Source organism: Acidimicrobiales bacterium (genome assembly GCA_035533095.1).
In the GTDB taxonomy this organism is placed as follows: domain Bacteria; phylum Actinomycetota; class Acidimicrobiia; order Acidimicrobiales; family Palsa-688; genus DATLUM01.
On the sequence record DATLUM010000106.1, the window covers coordinates 59,317 to 72,493 of the forward strand.

Consider the following 13,177-nt stretch of genomic DNA (forward strand, 5'->3'; position numbering starts at 1 on the left):
ATCAGGAGCGTTTCGAGCGGAACCATTCGATGACGGCCGCTGCGCCGTCCTCGAGGGTGGTCCAGGGCTGCCAGCCGAGGTGGATGCGCGCCCGAGCCGGGTCGAGGCACGAGCGATGCAGCTCGCCTGCACGCGGGGGCGCCGTTACCGCCGGCTGGTCGACTCCGGCTTTGTCGGCCATGGTCCGGTAGAGGTCGTAAACGCTTGTCTCTGCCCCGGTCCCGATGTTCAACACGAGCCCGCCGCCGCGTTCGGCCGATCTGGCGAACGCGTCGACGACGTCATCGACGTAGACGAAGTCCCTGGTCTGCGAACCGTCACCGTAGATGGTGCACGGCTGCCCCGACAGGAGGCGGCCGGCGAAGATGGCGACGACGCCCGCTTCCCCGTGAGGGTCTTGGCGCGGTCCGTACACGTTGGCGAGTGCGAGCGAGGTGAACTCCAGGTTGTGCAGTTCGCGATATGCGTTGAGGTAGTCGCTGACGACCTTCTTCGCGACCCCGTACGGCGACAAGGGGGCCTGCGGGTGCGACTCCTTGACGGGTAGGTCCGCTGGGTCGGGGTCGCCGTAGATGGTGCCGCCGCTCGAGGCGAACACCACCTTCTGGGCACCACTGGACCTCGCTCCTTCGAGCACGCGCAGCGATCCCATGACGTTCACGTCCGCGTCGAAGAGCGGATCAGCGACCGACACTCGAACATCCGCCTGAGCCGCCAGATGGAACACCACCTCGGGGCGGCACCTGTTCATCAACTCCGCGAGATCGGGCGACCTGATGTCGAGTTGATGAAAGGACAGGCGTCCCTCCTTGCTGCGCCGGGCATCAGCCAGGTTGGCGAGCGATCCTGTCGAGAGGTTGTCGACGACGTCGACCGAGCTCCCCTCGGCGAGAAGGCGGTCCACCAGCGTCGAGCCGATGAAACCGGCTCCGCCGGTTACCAGCGCCTTCACTCGCCCTCCGGCAACTTCGCGCCCCTGAGAACCCGACCCGCAGCGACGATTTCACCGTCACCGAGCACCGTGAGATCGGCCACGTCAGCACCTTCCTCCACCTCGGCGCCGCGCCCGACTATCGACGACCGCACGTTCGCACCCGGCCCGATGACGACGTCGTCGAAGAGCACGGAGTCGATGACCTTGGCTCCGTCTCCGACCCGGACTCCCTCGCCCAGGACGCTCGACTCAACCGTCGCCCCGGCCGAGACCTCGCAGGACTCGGGGGGCGCCACCACGTATCGGAGATTGGCTGCAAGGTAGGTGGACGGGGTACCGGCGTCGACCCAGTCGGCGTCGGAGGCGAGAGCGAACAGACGGGCTGCCGCGGCGACCGCCGGGAAGATCTCCCTTTCGATCGACACCTTCCGGCCGGTGGGGATGCGGTCGACGACCGAGGGCTCGAGCACGTAGGTTCCGGCGTTGATCAGGTTCGTCGGGGCTTCCCCCGGCGGCTTCTCGATGAACGCGAGCACTCGGCCTTCGTCGTCGGTCGGCACGACACCGAACCTCGATGGGTCTTCGACCGGGGTCAGAGCGATGGTGGCCTCCGCGTCGTGCTCGCGGTGGAAACGGATAAGCGCGCTCACGTCGAGGTCCGTCAAGACGTCGCCGTTGGCGACGACGAACGTGTCTTGCAGCCGTGCGTGGCGGGCGGCGAAGGCAATGGCACCGGCGGTGTCGAGCGGCTCCGGCTCGACGGCGTAATGCAGACGGACGCCGGCGCACCGCCCGTCGGGGTACGCCTCCAGGAAAGCGTCGGGACGATACCCGAGCGAGAGGACCACCTCGTCGATTCCGTGCCTCGCGAGACCTGCGAGCACCCTCTCGATCATCGGGAGCCCGCCTACTGGGAGCATCTGCTTGGGTGTGGTGAAAGTGAGCGGGCGCAAGCGTGTGCCCTCGCCGCCGACGAGGACTATGGCCTTCATTTCTTGGTCGTGGTAGACGTCGCTGGAGCGGTGGTCGTCGGCGGGGTGGCCGGGGATGGGGTGGTCGTCGAAGTGGACGACGACGTCGCCAGATTTCCGAGGCTCGTGCTCACCTGTGCCGGCGGGGGCGGGATCTTCGACGCATCGGACGACGGCACGAAGGCGATGGTCAGGAGCGCCTGATCCTGGAGGGGGATCTCCCGCGGGTCGAGCTTTGGCAGCTGCCCCTTCGCGCCGTTGTACAGCCGGCCGACCGTGTCACCGACGAACGCGAACTCCTTCACGTAGACGTGCCCGGGTTTGCCACTGCACTTGTTGCCGTCCTGGTAGAGAGTGCCGCCGGGCAGCTGCATCTCGGCAGCGTTGAGGGTCATGCCGACCGCAGAGGCGAACTTGCCGAGGGTTGCGTTCTTGCCGGCGGCCGCCTTGACCTTCGGCTGTATCAGGATGATTCCCGGCGTGCTCGTGGTGATCCCTTGGGGGTTCTTGGCATGCTGGATGAAGGGCAGGAACTTCCCGCAGGCGTATACCGCGTAACCCTCGTGCCACGTGGTCCCGACCGTGGGGGCGGTGCTGCCCTGATTGTTGATCTGGGAGAGTCGCCGGTCCCGGCTGGTCACCGTACCCACTATCCCGAGCACGAAGATCAGGACTATTACCCCGAAATATGGCCAGGGAGTCCGTCCCCTGTACGTGCGACCACCACCGGTGCCTGCCGCGCGCGCAACCTTCTTGTTAGACGAGGCCTTCCCCATAGCGTTCGGTCAGGGTAGCGGCCGCGAGCGGTGGGCACCGGTCGCCGGTTCCGCCATCCGGGATGCGCCGGCGGGAGCGAACCGGTGCCAGGCGGCGGCCGCGATCAGCCTGGCCGCCAACCCGACTGCGACCAGTGGCAGGGCTGCACGCTTCGGCCCGGCGGTCGTCCGAGCTGCGAATCGCCACATGGAACGGTGGTGCGCGGCGAGCATCCTGTACGGGTGGCGGTCCGCCGACACCCCCTGCACGTGCACCACCTCGGCGCACGGCTCGTATGCGACCTCCCATCCTGCTCGCCGCGCCCGCCAGCAGAGATCCACGTCCTCCATGTACATGAAATACGACGGGTCGAAACCTCCGAGAAGGTCCCACACGTCGCGCCTGATCAAGAAGCAGGCGCCGGACACCCAGTCGACCCTCGCCGGAAGGTCGTGGTCGGCGTCGAGCAGCCGGTACCTGCGGGTGAACCGGTTGCGGGGCATGACCATCCCGAGCAGCCCGTGCCCGATCGCGTCGACCAGGTTCGGGAAGGTTCGTACCGACGGGTAGACGGAGCCGTCGGGGTTCAGGATCCTCGGTCCGACGATCCCCAGGCGGGAATCGGATTCGAGGGCGGCGACCAAACCGGCGACCGCACCGGGACACACCTCGACGTCGGGGTTGGCTATCAACAGCATGGGCTCGCTCTCGGCGGCGGGCGTCCCGGCTCCGAGGTTCGCTGCCCGGCCGTAACCCAGGTTCGCGCCGGTCTGCACCCAATGCGCGGAGCTGCGAGCAACCACGTCGCGTGAGCCGTCGGTGGAACCGTTGTCCACGACGACCGCCGTCTTTATCCCCTCGATCTCCAGCGTCGACAAGCAACGCTCGAGGTGGTCTGCAGCGTTGTAGTTGACGACAACCGCCGCCACGCTTGCCCCGAGCCGGCCGCTCACCTCGCCGCAGTCGCTCTGAACCACTCGACGGTTCGCGCCAAACCGTCGCGCAGCGGCGTCACCGGCTCCCATCCGAGCTTCGTGCGCGCGATCGTCAGGTCGGGCCGGCGCTGCGTGGGGTCGTCCGCCGGCAGCGGAAGATGCGCCATCTCGGACTTCGAGCCCGCCAGCTCGATGATCAGCGAGGCGATCTCGGCGATCGTCCGTTCGTCGTCGTTGCCGATGTTCACCGGCGTGGACACGTCCGATTCCAGTAGCGCGAGCAGGCCGGTCACTTCATCCTCGACGAAGCACAGGCTGCGTGTCTGGGTCCCGTCCCCGTACACCGTGAGCGGTTCGCCTCGGAGCGCCTGCGTGGCGAAGTTGGACACCACCCGCCCGTCGTCGTGACGCATGCCCGGGCCGTACGTGTTGAAGATCCGCGCAATCCGCACCTCGACGCCGTGGCGCCGCTGGTACGCCATCGTCAGCGCCTCGCCGAACCGCTTTGCCTCGTCGTAGACGGACCGCAGCCCGACCGGGTTGACGTTGCCCCAGTAGCTCTCGGGTTGGGGATGCACCTGCGGGTCGCCGTACACCTCGCTCGTCGACGCCTGTAGGAATCGAGCACCGGTGCGGACACACAGCTCGAGAAGGTTCACCACGCCCCGGCTCCCGGTCTCCAGGATCTCGAGCGACAGGGGCACGAAATCGGCAGGTGACGCCGGGCAGGCCAGGTTGACGACCGCGTCGAGCGGGCCGGCGTCGAACTCCGCCAGCGAGGCGATGTCGGCCTCGACGAACGTGTACCCGGGTTCGTCTTGGAAGTCCTTGACGTTGCCGACGGTCCCGGTCACGAGGTTGTCGACGCAGATCACCTCGTCGCCGCGATCGAGGAGTCGGCTGCACATGCAGCGGCCGATGAAGCCGGCGCCGCCGGCCACGAGTATGCGCACCTACGACCTGCCCATACCGGCGTACTCGCATCCGGCCGAGCGGGCCGACGCCGGATCCAGCATATTTCGGGTGTCGACGATCGAAGGGTGCTCCATCGTCGCCGCGACCTTCTTGAGGTCGAGGCTGCAGAACTCGGGCCACTCCGTCAGCACCACCAGAGCGTGCGCCCCTTCCACCGCCGTGTACGGGTCGTCACACACCTCGAGTTCCAGACCCGCGAGGCAGGAATGGTCGGGGGTCGGGAGCGTCGGGTCGAAGGCCTTCACCTTCGCTCCCCGGGAAACCAACTGTCGCAGAACCGCAATGGCCGGTGACTCCCTGAGATCGTCCGTCGCAGCCTTGAAAGTCAGGCCCCACGCGGCGACCGTCGCGCCTTCGAGCGGGCGGCCGGCGGCGGCGGCAACCTGGTCGGTGACGTGCTCGAACTGACGCTCGTTCGCGGCGATCACCTCCCGTAAGAGGGAGAAGTCGTAACCGTGCTCGTCGGCAATGCGCAGCAGCGCGCTGGTGTCCTTGGGGAAGCAGGAGCCTCCCCACCCTGGGCCCGGCGCGAGGTGATCGGCGCCGATACGCCTGTCGTAGCTCATGCCGCGGATCACGTCCATGGAATCGGCGCCCACGACCTGGCACAGGTTGGCTATCGCGTTGACAAACGACACCTTGGCAGCGAGGAACGCGTTACACGCGTACTTGATCGTCTCCGACGAGGCCGGGTCGGTTATGAGGATCGGAGCGCCCAGCGGCTCGTACAGGGCTGCCAGCTTCTCGCCTGCCGCCCGGTCGTCTGCGCCGATCACGACCCTGTCGGGATGAAGCCAGTCGGAGACCGCCTTGCCCTCGCGCAGGAACTCCGGGTTCGACACGACGGAGGTGTCGGGCCGGTTGAGGGCCGTGACGACGAGGGCCGCCGATCCCACCGGCACCGTCGACTTGGTCACCACGACAGCGCCCGGTGTCAGGTGCGGCGCGATCTGGGACGCGGCCTGCTGCACGTAACTCAGGTCTGCCGCGCCGTCCGCTCCTTGGGGCGTCGGGACGCACAAGAAGACGAAGCCGGCGCCGGCAGCGGCAGCGGAGGGGTCGGACGAGAAGGTCAGCCTGCCCGACGAGATGCCCTCTTCGAGCAGCTTCGGCAGGCCCTCTTCGAGGATCGTCGGTTCGCCGCGGTTCAGCGTCTCCACCTTGGCCTCGTCGACGTCGACGGCGACGACCGAGTTGCCAAGATGGGCCAGGCACACGGCCGTCGTGAGGCCGACGTAGCCGGCGCCGATTACGGCTATCGTCGCCGGCTGGTTCCCTGCGTTGTTTGTCATGGATTGATCCGAATGAACCTTTGTTGGGGGTGGCCTTTGTCAGGGTGCGAGGAGCGCCTTTACGGTGCGCTCCAGAGGTTCGTGGTAGTCCGGAAGGAGGGGAATGCCCCCAAGACGCAGGGCGGAGTTGTCGAGTACCGAGTTGGCGGGCCTGGGTGCGGGTCGCGGCGGATGCAGATCTTTCGTCCTGATCGGTTCGACCCTGGATGAGTCGAGTCCTGCCGCTTCGAGGACCGCCTGCGCGAAGCCGAACCAACTGGTCGGGCCCTGGTTGGTGACGTGGAAGAGCCCTCCGCGCCGGCTGAGCCCGAGCCGGAGAAGCACGCCTGCGAGGTCTTCGGTGAACGTCGGGCAGCCCCGCTGGTCGTCGACGAACTTCATGGCACCGTCACCGGAAGCGAGGCGGAGGATGGTCTTGACCATGTTGGCGCCGTTGACGCCGCACACCCAGGACGTGCGGACGATGGTCGCTCCCGGGAGGCACGCCCGGATCTCCTCTTCGCCGCCGAGCTTCGATCGGCCGTAGACGCCGAGAGGGTTCGGTCGGTCCCACTCGTGATACGGATCGGACGAGGTGCCGTCGAACACGTAGTCGGTGGACACCGCCACGAGGTGCGAACCCGCCTGCCCAGCTGCCTCCGCGACATACCGGCACCCGAGCGCGTTGATCTTCCAGGCCCGGTCGGGATCGGATTCGCACGCGTCCACCGCTGTCCATGCCGCGGCATGGATCACCATGGCAGGTTTGATCGACGTGATCGCCGACATCACCTCGTCGCGATCACCCACGTCCAGCTGTTCGTGGCCCGCAGCGATGACCTCGTGGTGGCGCTCGCGGCTCGTCAAGCGCACCACATCGGTGCCGAGCTGTCCATGCGCACCGGTGACGAGTATCCGCAACTGCCTAGCCTCGTGCCTTGAGCGGTTCCCACCACCACCGGTTGTCGCGGTACCACCCGAACGTGTGCTCCAGCGCGTCGTCGAACTTGCGCGACGGCTCCCATCCGAGGGCACGGACCTTCGACGAATCGATGGCGTAACGGCGGTCGTGGCCGAGGCGGTCCTCGACGTACTGGATCGAGTCGTCGCCGGCGCCGGCGAGCGCGAGAAGGCGTTCGGTCAGCTCCCGGTTGGCCAGCTCGTTTCCACCGCCGATGTTGTAGATCTCGCCGAGCTTCCCCTCGCGCAGGACCAGGTCGATGGCGGAGCAGTTGTCCTCGACGTAGAGCCAGTCCCGCTTGTTGAGGCCGTCGCCGTACAGAGGCACCCGCTTGCGGTCCAGCAGGTTGGTCACGAACAGGGGAATGACCTTCTCGGGGTACTGCCAGGGGCCGAAGTTGTTGGACGAGCGGGTGACCACGACGGGCAGCCCATAGGTCGAGTAGTACGACCGCGCGATGAGGTCAGAACCGGCCTTGGAAGCGCTGTACGGAGACCTCGGGTCGAGAGGGTCCGACTCCGTGCTCTCGCCGCTGTCCACAGAGCCATAGACCTCGTCGGTGGAGACGTGCACGACCCGTTCGATTTCGAGGGTGCGGCACGCGTGCATGACTGCGTTGGTACCCACGCAGTTCGTCACCACGAAGTCCTCTGGTCCGGCGATCGAGCGGTCCACGTGGCTCTCCGCAGCGAAGTGCAGGACCGCGTCATGGCCCCTCGCCGAGTCGGTGAAGGACCTGAGGTCGCAGATGTTGGCGTGGACGAACCGGAATCGCGAGGGGTACGCCGACTCCACGTCCTCCAGGGTCGAGCGGTTGCCTGCGTAGGTAAGAGCGTCGTAGACGGTCACCTCGTCGTCGGTGTGCTCCAGAACCCACCGGACGTAGTTGGAGCCGATGAAACCGGCGCCGCCCGTGACCAGAAGCTTCATCTTACGAGGATAACAGGGGGCTTCGAAGCGACCCCTGGCAGTCGGCTCTTGTGGCTGCGGCGTTGCGGGTCTTCAACCGAGGTCGATGCTGCCGTGGTCACCGACCATGAGACGGGTCGCCCTCGGCCGCCGGTCGCTGCGGGTGACCTCCACCTGTTGGCCCAGCAACGAATCCTCCAGGCGCCCGGCCCGGATGACCCTGCAGTTCTCGAGCACCACCGAATGCTCGATCTCGCTGCCTTCGATCTCGCAATCCCGGCCGATGGCTGTGAAGGGGCCGATGAAGCTGTCGACGATCGTCGTGCCGGCGGCTATGGCGACCGGGCCCCGGACACGGCTCCGAACGATCCGGGCACCCGCCTCGACCACCACCCTGCCGTCGATCTCGGAGTCGTCGTCCACGTCACCCTCCACCCTCCGCTCGACGGTCTCGAGCATGAGGCGGTTGGCTTCGAGCAGCGGAGTGAGCTTGCCGGTGTCGATCCACCACCCTTCGAGGATCTGGGTCCGCACCCTGTAGCCGCTGTCGACCAACCACTGGATTGCGTCGGTGATCTCCAGCTCTCCACGCGCTGACGGCTTGATCGACGCGACCGCCTCGTGCACCCGTCGGTCGAACAGGTAGACACCGACGAGTGCGAGATTCGAGGGCGGATGCTCCGGCTTCTCGAGGAGCCTGACCACGGTGCCGTCGGGGTTCAGCTCCGCGACCCCGAAGCGGTGCGGGTCGGGGACCTCTTTCAGCAGGATCTGCGCGCATGGTGCGTCTCCGGCGTCGTCGAGCGTCGGTGCCATGAAGCGCCGGCGGTCCTCTTCGAAGCGCTCCACGAACTCGCGGAGGCTCTGCTTCAAGAGGTTGTCCCCCAGGTACATGACGAAGTCGTCGTCGCCGAGGAAGTCTCGGGCGATGAGCACCGCATGGGCGAGCCCCAGCGGCGCTTCCTGGGGTATGTAGGTCACCGAGATCCCCCACGCGGAGCCGTTTCCTACCGCGCCCTTGACCTCATCAGCGGTGTCGCCGACCACGATGCCGACCTCTTTGATTCCCGCCTCGGCGATCTCCTCCAAGCCGTAGAAGAGGATCGGCTTGTTCGCCACAGGCACCAGCTGCTTGGCCCTCGTGTGGGTGATGGGCCGCAGGCGCGTCCCCGCACCGCCGGCCAGGATCAACGCCCTCACCCGTGCTCCTGAAGTCGCCCGCGGACGGGATCTGCTTCTGAAGCTCCGCATGGCCGTCCGGGCACGAGGACCCCTCCCCTGGGAGAGATCACATCCGCTGGCGGCTTGTGGAGCACCGCGACGACGTTACCAAGCGTGCTGCGGACCGCCACCGGGGCGCACGTGCACGACGTCGCCGGCGGAAACCGCTACCGGCTCAGAAGCCTCTCCCGCGTCAGGACGTACGACCAGCCTGCCGTCGTCGTCGATCGCCTCGGCGAAGCCGGTGATCGCCTGCCCGTGCTGCTCGACCAGCACATGCCTGCCCACCGTGGCGCACTCGGTCCGGTACCGCTCGGCAACGTCGTCCCAGTGATCCAGCAGAGCGTCGAGGTGGCGCAACCAGGATGGCAGCAGCACCCCACGGCTCACCCTGCGTCCCGCCGCCTCGTCCAGGTACGCGGCGCCCGGGGGGCACGAGTGCACGTTGAGCCCCATGCCGGCAACGAGGGCCCCCGCGGTGGATTCGGCCAGCACCCCGGCGAGCTTGCGCCCCTGCCAGAGGAGGTCGTTGGGCCACTTCAGATCTGCCGCCACCCCTGCGACGTCCGCGCACGCGTCCTTCGCCGCCAGCCCTGCAGCGGCGGTGACCAGGTGCCATCGCTGCATCGGAAGCCCATCGGGTCTGAGGAGCAGCGATACCAGCAGGCCCGCACCGGGCTCAGCCTCCCAGGTGCGGTCGAGGCGTCCACGCCCCGCCGTTTGGAGGTCGGTCGCTATGACGATCCCCTCGTCGCCGCCCGCCTGGGCGAGCTCGGCGACGACGCGGTTGGTCGAGTCGGTCACCTCCAGCAGACGGATATCCCAGAAGCGCGTGGAGGCCGCCAGGTCTTCGCGGACTCGCTCCTCGATCATCACGCTGCCAGAATGCCTCTTCGTGCTGAGCAAGGTCTTGATAGCCAACCGGGGCGAGATCGCTGTCCGGGTAATCCGCACCTGCCAGGAGCTCGGGATAGCCACGGTCGCGGTGTATTCGGACCTCGACCGCGAAGCACTGCACGTCCGGCTCGCCGACGAGGCATACGCCCTGGGCGGCCAGACTGCCGCCGAGAGCTACCTGGACACGCAGAAGATCCTCGATGTGATCAGCCGCTCGGGTGCCGACGGTGTGCACCCGGGCTACGGGTTCTTCTCCGAGAACGCGGACTTCGCCAGGGCGATCACCGACGCAGGGGTCGCCTGGATCGGACCGCCGCCCGAGGCGATCGAGGTGATGGGCGACAAGATCAGCTCCCGTCTCGCGGCGGAGCGAGCGAAGGTGGCCGGGGTGCCCGGAACGACCGAGGTCCTCACATCTCCTGACGAGGTCGTCGCGTTCGGCGAGGCACACGGGTGGCCTGTGGCGATCAAGGCCGCGTACGGCGGTGGTGGTCGCGGGATGCGCGTCGTGCGCGAGGCCCAGGAGGCCGCCGGCGCGCTCGAATCCGCGCAACGAGAGGCGGAGAAGGCCTTCGGCCGGCCGGAGAGCTATCTCGAGCGGTACCTGACCTGGCCCCGGCACGTCGAAGTGCAGGTCTTCGCCGACACCCACGGGAACGCCGTGTACCTCGGCACCCGTGACTGCTCGGCCCAGCGCCGGCACCAGAAGCTGATCGAAGAGGCCCCTGCGCCCGGGATCCCCGAGTCCACGCTGGCTGCGATGGGCGAGGCCGCGGTAAAGGTGGCCAAGGCATGCGGTTACGTCAACGCCGGAACCGTCGAGTTCATCTACGAGGACGGAGACTTCTATTTCCTCGAGATGAACACACGGCTGCAGGTGGAGCATCCCGCGACCGAAGCCGTCGTGAGCATGGACCTCGTGGCGCTCCAGCTGCGAATCGCCGCCGGTGAACCACTCGGATTCACGCAGGACGACGTCAGGATCCATGGTCACGCGATCGAGGTGCGGATCAACGCCGAGGATCCCGCCGGCGGCAGGTTCCTCCCCTCGCCCGGGACGATCACCAAGTTCCGGCGACCCGACGGGTTCGGCGTGCGTACCGACGCCGGTTACGAAGAGGGCGACACGGTGAGCCAGTTCTACGACAACCTCATCGCGAAGGTGATCGCCTGGGGAACCGACCGCGAAGACGCCCGCCGCCGGATCCTCCGCGCCCTGCGCGAGATGGAAGTCGAGGGCCCGGCGACGACGATCCCGGCCGATATCGCGATCCTGGAGCACGAGGACTTCGTCAACATCGAGCACTCCACCAACTGGGTGGAGCAGAAGCTGGACCTGAGCGGGATTGCCGCCAGGCCGGCGGCAGCCCCGGCTGCGGGTGAGGGGCCGGAGGCGAAGGTCCAGCGCGACGTGGACGTGGAGATCGACGGCCGGCGTTACCAGGTGAAGGTCTGGGTGCCGAATGCCGCGCCAGTCGTCGCTGCCGGCGCCTCTGTCACCGGCTCGCGGCCCGCACGGCCCCGGCCCGGCAGCGCGCACGGATCGGGCCAAGGCGTGGGCGGCACCGGTGAGGTCGCCGTGCCCATGCAAGGGACCATCGTCAAGGTGCTGGTGGCGGTGGGCGATAGCGTCGAGGTGGGCCAAGCGGTGACCGTGCTGGAGGCCATGAAGATGGAGAACAACATCACCGCCGAAGCGTCCGGCACCGTGAAGGAGATCCGGGTCAAGCCCGGCGACGCGGTCGGAGCCGGAGACGTGGTAGTCGTAGTCGGGTGAACGACGCCACCGGCCCCGCCGCCGGGCGCGGCGACGAGGCGGTGGTGATCGGGCGGGCAGGGCTGACGATCGAACAGGTCGTGAGGGTGGCGCGCCAGCGTGCGCCCGTCTCCGTTGGCGGCGACGCCCGAGAGTCCTTGGAGCGATCTCACCGGGTCGCGCTCGACCTCGTCGGCGGCGAGCGCGCCGTCTACGGTCTGTCGACGGGCTTCGGGGCGCTGGCCGACCGCTACATCGAGCCCGGCAGGAGGCAGGACCTTCAGACCGGGCTGGTCCGGTCGCACGCCGCGACGGTGGGCGACGAGGTCGAGCCAGAGATCGTGCGGGCGATGATGGTCCTGCGCACCGCGACGCTCGCGAAGGGGTTCTCAGGGGTCCGGCCGCTGCTGGTTGAAGCGATCGTCGGGTTGCTCAACCACAGGATCACACCGGTGGTCAGGGAGCACGGCTCCCTCGGGTGCAGTGGCGACCTCGCCCCCCTCGCGCACGCGGCGCTGGCGCTGATAGGCGAGGGCGATGTCGACGTCGAGGGGGTCGGCCGGATGGGCGCCGGCGAGGCCCTGCGCCTGGCTGGCCTCGAACCATCGGCATTGCAGGCCAAAGAGGGACTGGCGCTGACGAACGGGACCGACGGCATGCTCGGGATCCTCTGCCTCGCGTGCGAGGACCTGCGCATGCTCCTTCGCACCGCCGACGTGGCCGCGGCGATGTCCGTGGAGGCACTGCTGGGGACGGACCAGGCGTTCATGCCGGAACTCGCGGCCCTACGCCCCCACCCCGGCCAGGCCGCCTCCGCCGCCAACATCTTCACGGTCTTGTCGGGGTCGGCGATCGTCGAGTCGCACAAGCAGGGCGACTCGCGCGTGCAGGACGCGTACTCGCTGCGCTGCGCGCCGCAGGTCCTTGGCGCGTGCAGGGACACACTCGACCACGCGGAGCAGGTCTTGAGACGAGAGTTGGCGTCCGCGATAGACAACCCCGTCGTGCTCCCGGACGGGCGGGTTGCATCGTGCGGCAACTTCCACGGCGCACCACTGGCGTACGTGGCGGACTTCCTGGCGGTGGTGGTCGCCGACGCCGCATCGATCTCGGAACGCCGGATCGACCGCCACCTCGACCCGGCAAGGTCGCACGGTCTGCCGCCCTTCCTCGCGGCCGATCCCGGTGTCGATTCGGGACTGATGCTCGCCCAGTACAGCGCGGCTGCTCTCGTTGCCGATTGCCGGCGGCTCGCTGTTCCGGCGAGTACCGACAACGTCCCGACGTCGGCCATGCAGGAAGATCACGTGTCCATGGGGTGGGCCGCTGCGCTGAAGCTCCGCCGGTCGGTGGTCAACCTTGCCCGCGTCACGGGCATCGAGGTGATGACGGCCGCTCGCGCGATCGAGATGCGATCCCCGCTGCGGCCGGCGCCGGCAACCGCCACTGTGGTGCAGGGGCTTCGCCGGCGCGTGCCGGGGTTGGGGCCCGACCGCTACATGGCGCCCGAGATCGACGCCGCTACCGAAGCCGTCCGGTCAGGCGAGGTGCTGGGCTGGGCCGAGGCGGTGACGGGCCCGTTGCGGTAGGC

Annotated in this window: 12 protein-coding genes; 2 read left to right on the forward strand and 10 right to left on the reverse strand. The window is 68.0% G+C overall.

The features are described from left to right. Position 1 precedes the first annotated feature (1 nt). The 10 genes from VNF71_13485 to VNF71_13530 form a co-directional block, all read right to left on the reverse strand. Positions 2–952 carry an NAD-dependent epimerase/dehydratase family protein gene (locus VNF71_13485; GenBank protein HVA75565.1) on the reverse strand — a complete coding sequence of 317 codons (951 nt, stop codon included), beginning with the start codon at positions 950–952 and terminating at the stop codon, positions 2–4. Beyond that, on the reverse strand, positions 949–1,926 hold the full coding sequence (locus VNF71_13490) for an NDP-sugar synthase (protein ID HVA75566.1): 978 nt from the start codon (positions 1,924–1,926) through the stop codon (positions 949–951). Before VNF71_13490 ends, VNF71_13485 begins: the two co-directional genes overlap by 4 nt. Beyond that, positions 1,923–2,681 (reverse strand): hypothetical protein, encoded by a 759-nt coding sequence (locus VNF71_13495; GenBank protein ID HVA75567.1) that lies wholly within the window; start codon positions 2,679–2,681, stop codon positions 1,923–1,925. The genes VNF71_13490 and VNF71_13495 overlap by 4 nt, the downstream gene beginning before the upstream one ends. Positions 2,682–2,690: 9 nt before the next feature. Continuing rightward, positions 2,691–3,638, reverse strand: a complete 948-nt coding sequence (locus tag VNF71_13500) for a glycosyltransferase family 2 protein (protein ID HVA75568.1) — start codon at positions 3,636–3,638, stop codon at positions 2,691–2,693. Then, positions 3,611–4,549 (reverse strand): UDP-glucuronic acid decarboxylase family protein, encoded by a 939-nt coding sequence (locus VNF71_13505; GenBank protein ID HVA75569.1) that lies wholly within the window; start codon positions 4,547–4,549, stop codon positions 3,611–3,613. Before VNF71_13505 ends, VNF71_13500 begins: the two co-directional genes overlap by 28 nt. Continuing rightward, positions 4,550–5,863 (reverse strand): UDP-glucose/GDP-mannose dehydrogenase family protein, encoded by a 1,314-nt coding sequence (locus VNF71_13510; protein ID HVA75570.1) that lies wholly within the window; start codon positions 5,861–5,863, stop codon positions 4,550–4,552. 39 nt (positions 5,864–5,902) lie between these two features. Next, positions 5,903–6,763, reverse strand: coding sequence for a dTDP-4-dehydrorhamnose reductase (gene rfbD / locus VNF71_13515; protein ID HVA75571.1), 861 nt, complete (start codon positions 6,761–6,763; stop codon positions 5,903–5,905). A gap of 4 nt (positions 6,764–6,767) precedes the next feature. Next, positions 6,768–7,733 (reverse strand): dTDP-glucose 4,6-dehydratase, encoded by a 966-nt coding sequence (rfbB, locus tag VNF71_13520; protein HVA75572.1) that lies wholly within the window; start codon positions 7,731–7,733, stop codon positions 6,768–6,770. 72 nt (positions 7,734–7,805) lie between these two features. Further along, entirely contained in the window at positions 7,806–8,912 is a 1,107-nt protein-coding gene (locus VNF71_13525; protein ID HVA75573.1) for a glucose-1-phosphate thymidylyltransferase, read from the reverse strand. Positions 8,913–9,038: 126 nt separating this feature from the next. Further along, positions 9,039–9,806 (reverse strand): biotin--[acetyl-CoA-carboxylase] ligase, encoded by a 768-nt coding sequence (locus tag VNF71_13530; protein ID HVA75574.1) that lies wholly within the window; start codon positions 9,804–9,806, stop codon positions 9,039–9,041. A 22-nt stretch (positions 9,807–9,828) separates the two neighbouring features. Here VNF71_13530 and VNF71_13535 point away from each other — a divergent pair, with 22 nt between their 5' ends. Beyond that, entirely contained in the window at positions 9,829–11,607 is a 1,779-nt protein-coding gene (locus tag VNF71_13535; protein ID HVA75575.1) for a biotin carboxylase N-terminal domain-containing protein, read from the forward strand. Continuing rightward, a complete protein-coding gene (gene hutH, locus VNF71_13540; GenBank protein HVA75576.1) occupies positions 11,604–13,175 on the forward strand; it encodes a histidine ammonia-lyase in 1,572 nt (523 codons plus the stop codon). Before VNF71_13535 ends, hutH begins: the two co-directional genes overlap by 4 nt. The last annotated feature ends 2 nt before the right edge of the window (positions 13,176–13,177 follow it).

Coding starts and splice junctions, on each gene's coding strand:
- VNF71_13490 (HVA75566.1), bottom strand. CDS start 1,926: ATGAAGGCCATAGTCCTCGTCGGCGGCGAGGGCACACGCTTGCGCCCG.
- VNF71_13495 (HVA75567.1), bottom strand. CDS start 2,681: ATGGGGAAGGCCTCGTCTAACAAGAAGGTTGCGCGCGCGGCAGGCACC.
- VNF71_13510 (HVA75570.1), bottom strand. CDS start 5,863: ATGACAAACAACGCAGGGAACCAGCCGGCGACGATAGCCGTAATCGGC.
- rfbB (HVA75572.1), bottom strand. CDS start 7,733: ATGAAGCTTCTGGTCACGGGCGGCGCCGGTTTCATCGGCTCCAACTAC.
- VNF71_13530 (HVA75574.1), bottom strand. CDS start 9,806: ATGATCGAGGAGCGAGTCCGCGAAGACCTGGCGGCCTCCACGCGCTTC.